This is a genomic window from Bacillus sp. FJAT-29937 (assembly GCF_001509555.1).
In the GTDB taxonomy this organism is placed as follows: domain Bacteria; phylum Bacillota; class Bacilli; order Bacillales; family Cytobacillaceae; genus Cytobacillus.
The window spans coordinates 12,230-28,129 of the sequence record NZ_LMAS01000011.1 but is presented as its reverse complement, the minus strand read 5'-3'; the positions used below and the strand labels follow the sequence as shown (position 1 = coordinate 28,129).

13 protein-coding genes, 8 tRNA genes, 1 pseudogene and 1 other annotated feature are annotated in these 15,900 nt (G+C 40.2%); of the genes and pseudogenes, 2 read left to right on the top strand and 20 right to left on the bottom strand.

Annotation, left to right across the window (positions count from 1 at the left end; genetic code table 11):
• Positions 1-7: 7 nt before the first annotated feature.
• Positions 8-388, top strand: a pseudogene (locus AR328_RS19010) (IS4 family transposase); the annotation flags it as partial.
• 368 nt (positions 389-756) lie between these two features.
• Here the strand turns inward: AR328_RS19010 and AR328_RS19005 are convergent.
• The 11 genes from AR328_RS19005 to sigW all read right to left on the bottom strand — a co-directional run bounded on the left by AR328_RS19005 (position 757) and on the right by sigW (position 13,274).
• Positions 757-1,554, bottom strand: coding sequence for a hypothetical protein (locus AR328_RS19005; protein ID WP_066299949.1), 798 nt, complete (start codon positions 1,552-1,554; stop codon positions 757-759).
• Positions 1,555-1,718: 164 nt separating this feature from the next.
• A complete protein-coding gene (locus tag AR328_RS19000) occupies positions 1,719-3,029 on the bottom strand; it encodes a Na+/H+ antiporter family protein (RefSeq protein WP_066299946.1) in 1,311 nt (436 codons plus the stop codon).
• A gap of 323 nt (positions 3,030-3,352) precedes the next feature.
• Entirely contained in the window at positions 3,353-4,870 is a 1,518-nt protein-coding gene (hutH, locus tag AR328_RS18995) for a histidine ammonia-lyase (RefSeq protein ID WP_066299944.1), read from the bottom strand.
• Between the two features lie 127 nt (positions 4,871-4,997).
• A complete protein-coding gene (hutP, locus tag AR328_RS18990) occupies positions 4,998-5,441 on the bottom strand; it encodes a hut operon transcriptional regulator HutP (RefSeq protein ID WP_066299936.1) in 444 nt (147 codons plus the stop codon).
• Positions 5,442-5,570: 129 nt separating this feature from the next.
• Positions 5,571-5,756 carry a hypothetical protein gene (locus tag AR328_RS18985; protein WP_066299934.1) on the bottom strand — a complete coding sequence of 62 codons (186 nt, stop codon included), beginning with the start codon at positions 5,754-5,756 and terminating at the stop codon, positions 5,571-5,573.
• Positions 5,757-5,949: 193 nt separating this feature from the next.
• Positions 5,950-7,752, bottom strand: a complete 1,803-nt coding sequence (glmS, locus tag AR328_RS18980) for a glutamine--fructose-6-phosphate transaminase (isomerizing) (protein ID WP_066299930.1) — start codon at positions 7,750-7,752, stop codon at positions 5,950-5,952.
• A gap of 477 nt (positions 7,753-8,229) precedes the next feature.
• Positions 8,230-9,582, bottom strand: a complete 1,353-nt coding sequence (gene glmM, locus AR328_RS18975) for a phosphoglucosamine mutase (protein ID WP_066299927.1) — start codon at positions 9,580-9,582, stop codon at positions 8,230-8,232.
• 32 nt (positions 9,583-9,614) lie between these two features.
• Complete coding sequence (locus AR328_RS18970) at positions 9,615-10,886, bottom strand: CdaR family protein (protein ID WP_066299923.1); 1,272 nt, start codon at positions 10,884-10,886, stop codon at positions 9,615-9,617.
• Complete coding sequence (cdaA, locus tag AR328_RS18965; protein WP_066299921.1) at positions 10,879-11,706, bottom strand: diadenylate cyclase CdaA; 828 nt, start codon at positions 11,704-11,706, stop codon at positions 10,879-10,881. The genes AR328_RS18970 and cdaA overlap by 8 nt, the downstream gene beginning before the upstream one ends.
• Positions 11,707-11,872: 166 nt before the next feature.
• The gene (locus tag AR328_RS18960) at positions 11,873-12,508 is read right to left on the bottom strand and encodes an anti-sigma factor family protein (protein WP_066300209.1); all 636 of its coding nucleotides are present in this window, start codon (positions 12,506-12,508) and stop codon (positions 11,873-11,875) included.
• A 202-nt stretch (positions 12,509-12,710) separates the two neighbouring features.
• Positions 12,711-13,274: an RNA polymerase sigma factor SigW gene (gene sigW, locus AR328_RS18955; protein ID WP_066299919.1), complete on the bottom strand. Its 564-nt coding sequence runs from the start codon at positions 13,272-13,274 to the stop codon at positions 12,711-12,713.
• A 188-nt stretch (positions 13,275-13,462) separates the two neighbouring features.
• Here sigW and AR328_RS23350 point away from each other — a divergent pair, with 188 nt between their 5' ends.
• A complete protein-coding gene (locus AR328_RS23350; protein WP_331457202.1) occupies positions 13,463-13,666 on the top strand; it encodes an aspartyl-phosphate phosphatase Spo0E family protein in 204 nt (67 codons plus the stop codon).
• 39 nt (positions 13,667-13,705) lie between these two features.
• On the opposite strand, the gene rocF is transcribed toward AR328_RS23350, so the two are convergent.
• The 9 genes from rocF to AR328_RS18910 form a co-directional block, all read right to left on the bottom strand.
• Positions 13,706-14,602: an arginase gene (gene rocF / locus AR328_RS18950; protein WP_066299916.1), complete on the bottom strand. Its 897-nt coding sequence runs from the start codon at positions 14,600-14,602 to the stop codon at positions 13,706-13,708.
• 286 nt (positions 14,603-14,888) lie between these two features.
• A tRNA-Lys gene (locus AR328_RS18945) sits at positions 14,889-14,961 on the bottom strand.
• A gap of 10 nt (positions 14,962-14,971) precedes the next feature.
• Positions 14,972-15,046 (bottom strand) — tRNA-Gln (locus AR328_RS18940).
• 80 nt (positions 15,047-15,126) lie between these two features.
• Positions 15,127-15,211 (bottom strand) — tRNA-Tyr (locus tag AR328_RS18935).
• Between the two features lie 124 nt (positions 15,212-15,335).
• Positions 15,336-15,411, bottom strand: a tRNA-Thr gene (locus tag AR328_RS18930).
• Between the two features lie 22 nt (positions 15,412-15,433).
• Positions 15,434-15,509 (bottom strand) — tRNA-Val (locus tag AR328_RS18925).
• A gap of 4 nt (positions 15,510-15,513) precedes the next feature.
• Positions 15,514-15,588, bottom strand: a tRNA-Glu gene (locus tag AR328_RS18920).
• A gap of 18 nt (positions 15,589-15,606) precedes the next feature.
• A tRNA-Thr gene (locus AR328_RS18915) sits at positions 15,607-15,679 on the bottom strand.
• 36 nt (positions 15,680-15,715) lie between these two features.
• Positions 15,716-15,790: transfer RNA gene (locus tag AR328_RS18910), tRNA-Asn, on the bottom strand.
• A 24-nt stretch (positions 15,791-15,814) separates the two neighbouring features.
• Positions 15,815-15,900 (bottom strand) — a sequence feature (5S ribosomal RNA rRNA prediction is too short).

The following is a 15,900-nucleotide window of genomic DNA, read 5'->3' as shown; positions in this document are numbered from 1 at the left end:
ATTTGGAAGTCTTCATGCTTTGGGGGATTGTCTTCTCGATGATCAACTTCAAAAGGGAAATGGCCTTGTTTCTATTAGTATTTCTCAGTTGTTTCGCCGTTTAAATGGTATGAATCCTGATCTATTCCAAAGGCTATTCGTTGATTTAGTTGCACAAATTCATGCCAAAACGTACTATACAAAACTCGTAATGCCGTTAAAAATCATATATTCGAGCACATTGCCACTGAATTTGACCAATCATAAATGGGCAAAGTTCCGCAAAACAAAAGCTGGTGTAAAATTACATTTACGACTTGTGTGTATGGAAAAAGGTGCTTCATACCCCGAAAAAGCCGTTATTACTACGGAAAAAGAACATGATCGCAATCAACTTGAGGTCATGGTAGCCCTTATTTAAGAGCAGCTTTATGGAAGCCAGCATATATCTGGCTTCGAAAAATTGAAGGAAAAGCTGTTCCTTGATAGGCAAATTGTCGTTGTCGCACAGGTATAATTGTAAATAAATCACCAAATGGATGGAACCACCTTTGATTAGGTATTTACCTTTTTGGCTCTAAACATGGAAAAGTATTAAACTGGAAATTGCGACACTATTTATGCAACACTAGTGATTTTTGTTTATTATTATTTTTATAAATTATTTCAACACATTTCTTCTAGTAAGCAAATTAAATATAGCTTGATCAGACTAAAGGAATAAAGAAAAAGAAAAAATCAAATGGTCCCCAGTTTATTTTCCTGCCAGTTAAACAACTATAAATTAATGTTGGCAATACCTTCACAAGTAAAGCGGACATCTGTTGAAATATAACTTTTAACACCCGTTTCGACATTAATGATTCCGCCTGGCTGATGTATGTTAAATTTGTCCTCTTTACCCTTTGACAAATAAATACCTACTGCCAGACTTCCGGATCCACAAGCTTGCTCGAAAAATCTAGATCCCGTTTCTTTCACGTAAACGAACGGCCATATCTCATATTCCTTTTCTGCTAATCTTCTATAGGGAATAACCCCAATTGCTTTATTTTGAATTTTCTTAGAAGCCTCTTCAATAATAAGATTAAAGTCATCCTCGGATGGCCAATAGTCCGTTAAGAAATGAGTGATACCATCTAGCTGCACACAACTTCCTGTAATGCTTCTTCCATTAAGATTAATAACAAGTTCTTTAATGGAAAGGGGATCTGGCATTTCAGCTTTTGCTACAAAATGATTAGAGGATTTAGCTTCAACCAAGCATACAAGTGGTGATTCTGCCCCAGAAGTTTCTAAGAAGAAACTTTTTTTTTCTGTTAGACCATTGTAGTGACAGTATGCAGCAGCCCCTAAAAGGGCATTTCCACAAAATTCCCCCCCTGACATTTCCAACCTAAGTAAAGATTCCCTGCTTTTCGGTGTAGCGATAAAGCCTACCTGTTCCGCATTAACATATTCATAGTCCATAATCGTACTGGCGATTTGTGAATAATGAGTAGGATCAACATAGTTGGTTATTATAACTGTCATATTTTTTGAAGGACTAATTTTTACAAAGTTAAGCTTCATCATCTAATCATCTTCCTATCTTTAAACGTTAATTTTTAGCGATCTGATTATTTCGAAAATTATGGATAGAAAAATTCTATATCCGTGATTCGTATATACCTTTATTGTAATAGTATCGTTACTTTTTGTTCAATGTACATCTCATTCCTAGTTTAATCTAGTTACGTTTAAAGCACCATTGCAGCAATGAGACCGAAAATAAATAATGGAATGTTATAATGCAAAAAGGTCGGCACACATGTATCCCAAATATGGTGGTGTTTTCCATCTGCATTCAACCCTGCAGTCGGTCCAAGCGTACTGTCTGATGCCGGTGAACCTGCATCACCAAGTGCTCCAGCAGTACCAATTAATGCGGCCGTTGCCAATGGGGAGAAACCGACAGCTAAACAAAGCGGGACGAACAAAGCAGCAATAATCGGGATCGTGCCGAATGAAGAGCCGATTCCCATTGTGATTAACAGTCCGACTAGAAGCATCATAGAAGCAATAATTATTTTATTATCCCCTAACACCCCAATTGAGGATTGTACAAGGTTTTCAACAGCGCCAGTTTCTTTCAAAATTGTTGCATATCCAGAGGCGATTAACATCACAAATGCGATCATCCCCATCATAGTAATCCCATCATTAACAACCTTTTCCCCTTCTTTAAATGGGACTATTGTAAATAAGAACATGAGGACAATTCCCGTAAGCGCACCCAAAACTAGTGAATCACTAATAAGTTGCACAACTAGCGCACTGATAATTGCCAGAATCGTGAGCATGTGTCGTGATGTGAATGACAATTCTATCTCTTCTGATACCGCTATCTCATTTATAACCCCTTGTTCACTGAAAGACAGTTCACGATCCTTCCGATAAGAAATAAAAACTGCAACTAACAATCCAACGATCATACCAAGTCCTGGTATTAACATGGAGTAAGTGACAGAGGAAATAGCGATCTCCATACCACTCGCTTTCATTTCAGCGGCAATAATCCCATGGAATATTAACCCAAATCCCGCTGGAATCAAAATATACGGGGCCTTCAATCCAAACGTTAGTGCTGTAGCCACACCTCTGCGGTCAACTTTCATTCTATCAAACAAATGGAGTAAAGGTGGAATTAAGATTGGAATAAACGCAATGTGTACTGGAACGATATTTTGAGAAAAACAGGCAACTCCAGCAATCGTCAACAATAAAATGGAACGTTTTCCTTTTAAAACGCTTACAAGTTTTTTCACAAGAAATCCGGTAATACCTGAATAGCCAATCATTACTGCAAATATACCAAGTAAAACATAACTTAGTGCCGTATTCGCTTGTCCTCCCATCCCAGAGATGAGCATATTCGTCGTATCAACCAGTGATAATCCTTCCATCAAACCTGCAACACCAGCCGCAATTAAAATTGTCAACATGACATTGACACGTAGAAGACTCAATACGACCATGACAATTACAGAAACCACTACAGCATTTAACATATTATCATCCTTTCTTTGTGGGGCGTTTAGTAGTTTTTGAAATTATATATGAAGAGAACAGTTCAGGCTTATTTAACATAAACACCTAATGGCGTTTATCCCTAGATAACAGTTCTCATATTTTATGCAAAACTGTTTAGGTGAAAGAAAGTTATCATCCATTATTCTAACTCTTGCTGCAGTTCTTGTGATTGGATTTCTACAAGGAGTGTGGCAATATTATGAGCCAAAAAGTTTGCTCTTCTTCATGCCCAAAGATTGCCGCACTCCTCCTACAATTTAACTTAATTTCTATAATTATCTTGGCCTATTAATCTATCTTTTTATTTATGAGTATTTGATACACATTTATCAAACTGAAAAGTACCAACCTTTAACCAATTATTCATCTTTTCAATATCCTTTGAAAACACTCTGTCTGCATCAATAAACGGCACGACTTTTCTGCCATTTTCTAAAAACCAGCCTGTTGCAGTAGCCATTTTTTCTTTACCGCGAATTTCTGCTGCCTGTATTGCGCAAATAGCTTCGATTGCTAATACACGACGAGTATTTGTAATCACTTGATATGCATGTCTTGATCCAATCGTCCCCATACTCACGTGATCCTCTTGGTTTGCTGATGAAGGAATGGAATCAACACTTGCAGGGTGTGCTAGTGTTTTATTCTCCGATACAAGAGATGCTGCGACATACTGCATGATCATTGCCCCCGATTGTAAACCTGGTTCGGGACTTAAAAATGGAGGTAAGTCGTTTAATTGTGGATTCACTAAACGCTCAATTCGACGCTCAGATATATTTGCTAGCTCCGCTACTGCAATCGCTAAGAAATCCATTGCAAAGGCAATCGGCTGTCCATGGAAGTTACCACCAGATAATACTTTTTCACCATTATCGAAAATTAACGGGTTATCAGTAGCTGCATTCATTTCAATTTCTAATTTCTCTTTTACATAATTTAACGTCTGCCATGTTGCACCATGTACCTGAGGAATACAGCGGATTGAGTATGCATCTTGTACACGGATCTCCCCTTGTTTCGTTGTTAATAAGCTGTCTGAAAGATGTGCACGAATTCGTTCAGCAACTTCAACCTGCTCTTTATAGCCCCGAGCCAAATGAATATCTTCGTCAAATGCATCAATAATTCCACGTAAGCCTTCAATAGTTACTGATGCAATTAATTCGGTTTGATAAGCTAGTTGTTCTGCTTCCAGATACGCAACTACACCCATTGCGGTCATTGCTTGTGTTCCATTGATAAGCGCTAATCCTTCTTTTGCTGTTAGTGTGATTGGGAAAATGCCTTCTTTTGTTAATGCTGAAATAGCTGATGTTATCTCCCCTTGATAAAAAACCTCTCCCTCCCCGATTAAAACAAGAGCTAAATGTGAAAGCGGAGCTAAATCACCACTTGCACCTAGTGATCCTTGTTGAGGAATAACGGGATGAATCCCAGCATTTAATAGCTCAAGCAATCTTTCAATCACAACAGGTCGGACACCTGAAAACCCCTTCAGTAATGCGTTTGCTCGAAGCAGGATCATCCCACGTGATACAACTTCTGGAAAAGGTTCCCCAACCCCACAAGCATGTGAACGAATTAAATTTAGCTGTAGTGCTTCAACATCATCTTTGTCAATAAAAACATCACTAAATTTCCCAAATCCTGTCGTAATGCCATATACAATTCGCTCTTCATCAACGATTTTTTCAACTGCTTTTCTGCTTTCTTGAACTTTTTCCATGCTCTCTTTAGAATAAACAACTTTTTCTCCATCAAAAAGGACCTTTCGTACGTCCTCAAAAGTAAGCGTTTGACCATTTAATGTAACCATCTTTTTGGCTCCCTTCAATTTCCTTTAGCTAAGTAAAGTCACAATAGAAAAGGGGGCTATATCAATGAAATCAATTAAAAATGATTTCAAGATATAGCCCCCTGTTAACTAATAAACTATGGGCAAGTTATATATGATTAATCCCTAAACCAATCGTTTCATGCTCAAGTCCCTTAACCGGTGCACCAATTGTTCCATACAAAGAAACGGCAATCCAATCTCCCTCTTGCTCATTATCGTAGGGATTCCCCCGTAAAACAGCAAAAGATAAGCCAACAGTTCTAAGTACAGATCCTAATTGCACCTGACCTCTTGTTACACCATGTAGTGCTTCAATAATGGCATGGTATAATGCATGAGATTCTCGATAAACGTCCGGCTGGATAATCCCGTTTTTCTTAGCTGCTGTTTCAATTGCAGCAACTATTTTTTGAGAGTCCATCGAACCAACTTTTCCTGTGCATCCCTTCCAATTTGCCTGCTCAAGTTTTTCCAGTTGTTCAGTTGAATCATCAGAGAACAAAAGAAGAATGGATAGCCGACCTATATAACGGTCTTTACTCAATGCCATATTAACACTCTTTCTAATTTTCTAGCTTATAAATTCTAATGACTAATAACTAGCTTTATTGTAATCGCTTTATGAAGGGGTGTCAACACCACTTTCTAAATAGTAAATTAATTTTGATATCCAAACTATTTAAAATTTTACCATTGCCGCCTTTCTTCCATTTCTTTTGCTCCTGCTTTTCCTTCTTCCTTTTTCGTTGCGAATCCCTGTTGCTTCTTGCTTTCTCATGCTCTTTCTCGCCTTTTCTCCTGCCTTTTTTCGGGCATAAAAAGACCGAAGGTCTGCCTGAATCGGATCAGGAAGCCTTCGGTACAAGGAATGCTCTTTTTATTTAAGGTGCGTTATTTTTGTGTAAGAAACGGTAATTTTCGCTTTGCACATAACAAAAAAGGCATCAGCATTTGCCGATACCTTTTTATTTAATACCTATTTTTTATCAGTACCTGAATTTGTTTCAAAGAAACCGAATTTTGTTTTAAATCAACATTTGCTTAATTTTTTTCCACCCCTACTCCACCGTCACACTCTTCGCCAAATTCCTCGGCTTGTCAACGTCACAGTCCCGGTGTAAAGCAGCGTAATAAGAAATAAGTTGTAAAGGTACAACAGAGATAAGAGGTGTTAATAGTTCGTGCACGACTGGAATCACGAAGGTGTCCCCTTCCGCTTCCAGTCCTTTCATAGAGATGATGCACGCGTTGGCTCCACGGGCAACGACTTCTTGTACGTTGCTGCGGAGGTTTAGGTTAACACTTTCTTGAGTAGCTAAGGCGATGACAGGAGTGCCCTCTTCGATTAGAGCGATCGTGCCGTGCTTTAATTCGCCACCAGCAAAGCCTTCTGCCTGAATATAGGAGATTTCCTTCAGCTTTAGTGCTCCTTCGAGGCCTACATAGAAGTCTAATCCGCGGCCAATGAAGAAGGCATTGCGAGTTACTGTTAAAAATTCGCGAGCAATTGCTTCGAATTCTTCCTTCTCATCACAAAGCACTTCCATCGCATTCGCAATGATGCCTAGTTCACGTGAAAGATCTAGCTCCAGCTCCATCCCTCGTTTTTTTGCCGTAACCGCGGCTAAAATCGCTAACACAGCCAGCTGTGCTGTGTAGGCTTTTGTCGAAGCAACAGCAATTTCCGGACCAGCATGAAGCAGTAACGTGTAATCCGCTTCACGTGAAAGTGTTGAGCCAGCCACATTTGTAATAGTAATTGCTTTATAGCCCATTTCCTTAATTTTCACTAGTACAGCTCGGCTGTCGGCAGTTTCCCCGCTCTGTGAAATAAAGATGAATAGGGGTTTTTCTGGAAGCAATGGCATGTTGTAGCCAAACTCACTGGAAATATGCACCTCAACAGGGATCTTCGCCATTTTTTCAATAAACTGTTTTCCAACAAGTCCCGCATGGTAAGAAGTTCCCGCTGCAATGATATAAATACGGTCTGCCCCGTTCATTGCTTGAAGAATTTCGTCATCAATTGTTAAAGCTCCTCCTCTGTCCTGGTAGCTTTGAATGATTTTCCGCATTACTAAAGGCTGTTCGTCAATTTCCTTTAACATATAGTGCGGGTAAGTGCCTTTTTCAATGTCGCTTGCATCTAATTCCGCTGTATAAGGATCACGGCTGATTTTTTCACCATCAAGGTTTACGATTGCCACTTCATCTTTTCTCACGATGACGACTTCTTTATCCATTAATTCAACATATTGATCCGTAACTTGAAGCATCGCCATTGCGTCTGAAGCGACCACATTAAATGTGTCACCTAATCCGACTAGCAGCGGGCTTTTATTTTTTGCCACATAAATGGTTTCATTATCCTGTTCATCTAAAAGGGCAAGTGCATACGAGCCATGTAAAGATTTCAGCGTCTTCCGGAACGCTTCATCAGTAGTTAGTCCTTCGTTTGCGAACAATTCAATCAGCTGAACGATGACCTCGGTATCTGTATCACTTTTAAAAGGAACGTCTTGCAAATATTCGCGCTTTAGGATTTCATAGTTTTCAATGACACCATTGTGAACTAGAGTAAAGCGCCCTGATGCGCTTTGGTGCGGGTGAGCATTGGCTACGCTTGGCACTCCATGTGTAGCCCAGCGTGTATGCCCAATTCCTAGCCCGGCATCAACATCAAAGTCAACCTTGTTTCTTAAATCAGCAATTCGGCCCTTCTCTTTAAAAACATGGACCGTGTTTTCGTTCATCACAGCAATTCCTGCTGAATCATAACCTCTATATTCAAGCTTTTCTAAGCCTTTAAGCAAAATTTCTTTTGAATCCAAATTTCCGATATATCCTACGATACCGCACATACTTCTTTTCCTCCTAATTCGGAAGGGGCAAGAAGCCTTTTGGGACAGTCTTGCCCCTCATCTCTGTAATTGATCTTTTGACGTTTTCTTTTGACAAGCGACTAGTAATGGTGTTCTTTACAGTGGCTGTTTTCATTAAACGTCATTTTTATCATTAGCATTCCCATCTCTTTGTGCATTAAGTTACCCTAATGTTTTAAAGATGAAATAACGGTTTGCTTTGAACCGGGAGGCATCCGCCGAAAACTTCGATAAACCTCCTCCTCGTCAACTAATCCACTTCCGTTCTGGATTAGTCCAGGCGCTTCAATTTTTAACTTTTACTATAAGAACAGCCCACCTTTCAATTTAATTTAGAAAAACAGTAATATCATACACACAAAAAACTCTCTCGTCAATTGAAATTATAGGGAGAAAAACACTATACAATAAAAATATGCATAAGAGAACGGTTCGGTTCCCTTATGCATAGCCTGTTTACTCTTCATTTAATCCCATTTCTGCTACGACCACAGCAGCAATTCTCTCCACATAGGAACTGCACAGCTCTTCTGTTGGCGCCTCGGCCATCACACGGACAAGCGGCTCTGTTCCGGATGGTCTAACTAATATGCGGCCATTTCCATTCATTTCTTTTTCAATCTCTGAAATAATCGCACTTACTTTTTCATTATCTGTCACATGGTGCTTATCTGTCACACGAATATTCACAAGCTTTTGCGGGAATTTTTGCATTTCCTTTGCAAGCTCTGATAATGGTTTTTTCGTCATTTTCATGATGTTTACGAGCTGAAGACCTGTGAGGAGCCCATCACCTGTCGTAATATAATCAAGGAAAATGATATGGCCGGATTGCTCGCCGCCAAGATTATAGCCATTCTTCTTCATTTCTTCTACTACATAGCGGTCACCAACAGCTGTTGGAATGCTCTGAATGCCGTTCGCCTCCAGCGCTTTATAAAAACCAAGATTGCTCATGACAGTCGAAACGACTGTACTGTGGCGAAGTCTACCTTGTTCTTTCAAGTATTTTCCGCATATATACATAATTTGATCGCCATCCACGATGTCGCCATTTTCATCTATCGCAATCAGGCGATCCCCATCCCCATCAAATGCTAAACCGACATCTGCTCCTTTTTCCTTTACAAATGCAGCAAGCGTCTCAGGATGTGTTGATCCTACACCTTCATTAATATTTAATCCATTAGGAGAAGCTCCAATCATGGATAGATCTGCATCTAAATCGGCAAATAAATGGGATGCAAGGGAAGATGTCGCTCCATGAGCGCAATCTAAAGCAATATGTATGCCAGAGAAGTCCTCATCCACAGTTTGCTTCAAAAATTGCAAGTATTTCTGTCCGCCCTCGAAATAATCATTCACCTGTCCAAGCTCGGCTCCGACTGGTCTAGGCAGCTGATCTTCCTCTTGATCCATAAAGCTTTCGATTTCATTTTCCTGATCATCTGACAGCTTAAATCCATCAGGACCGAAAAATTTAATTCCGTTGTCCGCCACAGGATTATGTGAAGCTGAAATCATGACGCCCGCTTCTGCCCCAAGTGCTTTTGTTAAATAAGCAACACCTGGCGTTGAAATGACGCCAAGACGCATGACCTCTGCTCCAATAGATAATAAACCGGCAACGAGTGCCCCTTCAAGCATATGTCCAGAAATACGAGTATCGCGGCCAATTAATACTTTTGGACGGCTTTTATCTCTAGTCAGAACATATCCTCCAAAACGCCCTAATTTAAAAGCTAACTCAGGTGTCAACTCGCTATTTGCGACTCCACGTACCCCATCCGTACCAAAATACTTTCCCATTAATGCATACGCTCCTTTAAACATTATTTATATTAAATCTCTTTTTGTGTAATCGTCACTTTTGCTACATCCGTTGCTAGATTCCATTGCACATTTGAAGGACCATTTACATTAATTTTGACGTCATGGTCTCCCGCTTCTAAATTAGTTAAATCAAGAAAAACGGAAAAATCACTAGCTTTTAATTGCTTAATCATGTCACTTTTTCCCGTAACGGTTAGGCTGGCACCGTTATTCGGCGTTAACACTGCTGCCTCATATTGATTCGGAAGGCCAGATAAACTAATTGGCAGATTAGAGAATGTTTTATTCTCATCTGTTTCTACAGCTTGATCTCCCTCTTGCAGAATTTCACTTATTTGGATCGCTACTTTAACGACTTTTGGATTTACTTCAATAATTCCTTCTGAAATGATGACAGGCAGTGATAATTCAGTATCTTTATTGATTTGGCTAACATCCACTTCCACCCTTACACTATCCGTTCGATCTAAAACATCCTGTGCACCAAAAATCTTTGCTTCTTTAATATCAGGTGTGATGGAATCAATGACAATGTTGTCCGGTGGACTGCCCTTTTCTATTACCTTAATGGGAACTGTTTTGCTCAAGCTTTTCACTGGGATGATGACATCAACCATCTCTTGCTCTAACAAAACATCTAGTTTATTCATATTTCGATCCAGCACTTGAATCTGTGCTTCTCTTCGAACAGTTTCTTTTATCGTTCCCCTAATATTCACAGTCGCTTTGACATAGCTTATTTTGTCAATAACATCCTTAGCCCCTGTTATTTTGATACTTTTCGGCTCTGCCTCAGGAGGCTCGGAAATATAGCCCTCCTGCAACAACGTCTTGTCAAATTCTACATCTACTTTAAATTCCTTTGTTACTTTCTCCTGTATGCTGACATTTACATAGGCAGGATCAATGGTCGCTTTCAGCTTGTCTGATAAATTGCGAATTTCCAACTGGACACGTTTTGTGCCTATTTCCGCATTGGCTAAGTCTACATATACTTCGAAATTACGTTGCGCTTTTGCGGGTTGCAATAGATTTTTCGGACCCTGTATGGTCACTTTCACCGTTTCCGGGACGCCTGTTACTACAAGATTGTCAGTATCATAATAGCTTTTAACTGGTATATCCGATAGGATTTCATAATCCTCCCCGCTAGGCACATTAATGTTGGACAGGTCCTTTTGCGGATCATAAACAGAAGTAAAGAGAAGCATGGCAAGAATTAATGCGGTAATCTTCATAAACCAGCGTGTGCCAATCAGCTTGTCAATTAATTTATCCATTTTTCTTCGCCCTCCAATTCCAACGAGCGGAAGAAGCTTGTTTAACTCGGTTTTGTGTAATCAATTCTGTTGTTAACATTTCCTTAAAGTCATCAGATTGTAAGTCACGGTGAAGCTCGCCATTCTTTGTTAGCGAAATAGCGCCCGTCTCTTCTGAAACAACTACTGTTACACTATCCGTTACTTCACTAATCCCTAGTGCAGCCCTGTGCCTGGTCCCAAGCTCCTTCGAGATAAATGGACTTTCTGACAAAGGAAGATAGCAAGCAGCAGCAGCCACCTGATTTTTTTGTAAAATAACAGCCCCATCATGCAATGGTGTATTAGGGATAAAAATATTAATCAGTAATTCTGACGAAATTTTTGATTCTAGCGGTGTGCCTGTTTCGATATAATCGCCCATTCCGGTTTCCCGTTCAATGGAAATTAAGGCCCCAATCCGGCGCTTTGCCATATAATCGACTGCCTTCACAATCGACTCAACCAATTTTTCCTGATCTTCTGATTCCTGATTGCCTGTTCTAGAAAAGAATCGTCCGCGCCCTAGTTGTTCTAGCGCTCTTCTTAACTCAGGCTGGAAAATGATTGCAATCACTACAAATCCCCAAGTAAGTACTTGCTGCATCATCCACCCAAGTGTCTGGAGGTGGAAATTATCACTGATTACCTTTACAAGAAGAATAACAAATATTCCTTTTACCAATTGAACAGCTTTCGTCCCTTTGACAATGACAATCAGTTTATAGATGACATACCAAACGAGGAGAATGTCAACAGTATTTGCTAATAATTTCAGTATAGAAAAATCTGAAAACGACATTATCCTTCCTCCAAATATATATTAAAAGCATCATTATTCATCAACGTAGCTTTCATATTATACCATAAAGCATGCAATACCACCCGCCTGGATATGTCAACTTTCCATATAAAACAACGGAATCCTGCCTGGAAGCAAGATTCCGTTGTTTGAATGATCAGTTTGTTTATTGAACCGTCTCAGGCTCGCTGCCTTCAAATATGCTAACTACGTCTTTAGCAGTTTTCTTGATATGATACCACATCCAGTCAAAAACAGCATTCACCTCTTTTATTTCTCCTGTAACTTTCCCAGCCGATGCTAAATATTTCTCTCCGTTAATAACGGTCACATTTCCTTCTACTTGTCCTTCTATTTTTAATTTGCCATTTTTAACGATGACGTCACCCTTGACTACTTCTCCTTCAGGAACAATGACTGTGTCATTTTGTACGACGAGATTGGGCTGTCTCGACACAGAGAATTGATGATCTTGTTCCCAAGAGGAAATGATGCTTCCCATCATGAGTACGAGGAATAGCGACGCAGCCGTTACTAGCGGATGCTGTCTAATCCAGCGCTGGAAACCGACCTTCCGCTTCTCCTTAGGCAATTTGGCCATCACATTTGCTGTAAAATCGGATGGCGCTTGTATATGTGAAGTGCTTCTGACAAGTGCAATGGTCTTTCGTAATTCATGGAAATGCGCCTGGCATTCCTTGCAGCTTTGCAAGTGCGCTCTTAACTCTGCTTCATGTTCGGCTGAGATCTCTTCATCTAAATATTCATGCATATAAAGAATCACTTCTGCTGGACACTTCAAAGTTCTCACCCTTTTCATAATCAAATTCGCCTTGGCGTATTTGCGCCCAGATTACCTGAGCTCGCTCGATAAATTCCTTTAAAAATCGAAAGGCTCGCCGGAGGCTTAACTTTATTCAGCTAGGGTTGAATCCCAACTGAATTTGATAACCTTTTACATTCAACTAGCACCTATGAAGGTGGGAAATTATTGCTGAATAAAGTTATACGTGTCGTAATTGGGTTCTTAATGCTTCTCTTCCCCGATGAATTCGTGTTTTAACCGTACCTAATGGCAAATCCAGTATTTTGCTTATTTCCTTTAAGGAAAGTTCTTCAATATATTTAAGAACAATCACTGTACGGTATTTTTCTGGGAGCTTGGAAATTTCTCTTTGAATGGTCTCCTGCAGCTCCAGACTTTCAAGATCCTCCTCTGGAAGACTCGTATCTGAGGCAATTTGCGAATACATCGTTAACCCATCAGTCCCTGCGACCTCTGCATCTAGATAATAATCAGGTTTTTTCTTCCTTATCCGATCGATGCAAAGATTCGTAGCAATTCGATAAAGCCATGAAGAGAATTTCAGATTTATATTGAAACTATGAATGTTCACGTATGCTCTTAGAAAAGCCTCTTGTGCAATGTCTTCTGCTTCATGTCTATTCCCCAGCATTCTGTAGCAAATCATATATACCTTTTCTTTATAGATTTCTACTACTTCTGCATAGGCGTCTTGATCCCCTTTTAGTACCTGCTTAATCCTTTTCTTTACGATTGTCTCCATTTTTCTTTTACCTCCGCTCTAATGCGGCTAATCGATATTACGATCGATAGCGGAAAAGGTTTCACTTTTTTAAAAAAATACTAACCATATTCTATATTAACAAATATTTACTGCTGGTGTTTAATAATTTTATTTTGCGGGGATTATAGTAAGTAAAACTTGGTGAAGATGTATATTCTTAAGTTGAAATGCAAGCAGTTATAAATAAGTATAAGCTAAAAAGGGGTGGGCTTATGTGTGAACGTAAATTGTTAAAGGATATAGAAAATTGCAGAAGAGAAATGATTGATTTAGCATCCTCCTCTTCTCTGTGTAGTCAACAAGTAGTAGACATGAGTACAAAACTGGACAGGCTGCTCAATTTATACTACATCCAGAATAAAAAAAATTAGGCAGGGCTTCTTTTGTAAGAGCCGCTGCCTATTATTTTTTTAAAGAAGCTTTTCGCCAAATAATGAACCCATTAAAGCAACAGCAACCGACGCTGTTTTATTCTTATCATCTAAGATGGGATTTACTTCAACAAATTCAGCAGAGGTAATCAACCGTGCTTCCGCTAGCATTTCCATGGCTAAGTGACTTTCCCGGTAGCTGATACCGCCAATAACCGGAGTCCCTACCCCTGGTGCATCATGAGGATCTAATCCATCTAGATCAAGAGACAAATGGACTCCATCCGTTTTTTCCTTCAAGTAGTTAATCGTTTCTTCCATAACCTTCGTCATACCCAAGCGGTCGATTTCATGCATCGTATAAACTTTAATCCCCAGCTCTTTTATTAATTTCCTTTCTCCCTCATCTAAAGAACGAGCGCCGATAATGGCAATATTCTCTGGCTTTACTTTTGGAGCATAGCCGCCTACATTTGTAAGCAATGGATGACCCATGCCTAAACTTACAGCAAGCGGCATTCCGTGAATATTTCCTGAAGGAGAGGTCTCAGCCGTATTTAAATCCCCGTGAGCATCATACCAAATGACGCCTAAATTATTATAATGCTTGGCAACCCCAGCCAGTGTGCCAATCGCAATGCTGTGATCTCCCCCAAGCACAAGTGGAAACGCTTGATCCCTAATGGCTTGATCCACCTCTTTAGCGAGCAATTCTGTTTTCTCCGCAATTAATTTTAAATTACGCAGGTTTGAAACCGGGTCCACCTCTACTTCTGGCCTTCCAATGGGGATATCCCCCTTGTCATGAACTTCATCAAACAATGCTTTTAACCGCTCATTTACTCCTGCATATCGAATAGCACTTGGCCCCATATCTACCCCACGTCTTGCTTGACCCAAATCCATAGGCATTCCAATAATCGCCAACTTCTTCATAAAGTAACCTCTCCCCTTAAGCCAATTAAATAATTTTCTACCCTTATTTTAACCCCATTAAAGGAAATGACTCAACTCGACAAAAACTTGTATAAATATGCGGAATTATTTGAAATTAACTGAGGGGGGTGGTTGAATGGACGGGATAGAAAGTATTATTGGTGACTGGGCGCTCTCTTTTTCGGGCGGGACGGGCGCCTAAATCCCTGATCGTCTATTGTTAAGGAAAAAAACAAAGAAGACCTTTAGGAATAATATCCCCAAAGGTCTTCTTTAGAAAATGAAGTGAGCCATGAAGGACTCGAACCTTCGACCCTCTGATTAAAAGTCAGATGCTCTACCGACTGAGCTAATGGCTCATTTGAAAAATGGCTGGGCTAGCTGGATTCGAACCAACGCATGTCGCAGTCAAAGTGCGATGCCTTACCGCTTGGCTATAGCCCATTGATTAAACTATATGATTTACAAAAGAAAAAGGACTAATTATAGCTTGTCCAATTTTAAACCTTTTTATTAAAAGTAAATGGTGGTGGGGGACGGATTCGAACCGCCGAACCCAAAGGGAGCGGATTTACAGTCCGCCGCGTTTAGCCACTTCGCTACCCCACCGTTTTGTTATTAAGAATATATTGTAGAATACATAAACCTGCTCCAAAGCCCTACGGTCTTTATCGCAAAAATTTAAAATTACCATTCATTGAAGAGAAGCTTCGAAGCTATAATTTTAAATTTTTGGTGCCGGCCAGAGGACTCGAACCCCCAACCTACTGATTACAAGTCAGTTGCTCTACCAATTGAGCTAGGCCGGCATATTTAAAGATAAATTAAAAATGGTGGAGGATGACGGGATCGAACCGCCGACCCTCTGCTTGTAAGGCAGATGCTCTCCCAGCTGAGCTAATCCTCCAAAATGGTGACCCCTACGGGATTCGAACCCGTGTTACCGCCGTGAAAGGGCGGTGTCTTAACCGCTTGACCAAGGGGCCATATATTTATTTTAGGTAAGCTTCCAAGCGGGCTCGAACCGCTGACCTCTTCCTTACCATGGAAGTGCTCTACCTGCTGAGCTATGGAAGCATCACAACTACCTGCTCATTTAAATCATCAAAAAAATGGCTCCGCAGGTAGGATTCGAACCTACGACCGTTCGGTTAACAGCCGAATGCTCTACCACTGAGCTACTGCGGAATAATATAGAAAAGGCCTAGCGACGTCCTACTCTCACAAGGGGACAGCCCCTAACTACCATCGGCGCTGAAAAGCTTAACTTCCGTGTTCGGGATGGGAACGGGTGTGAC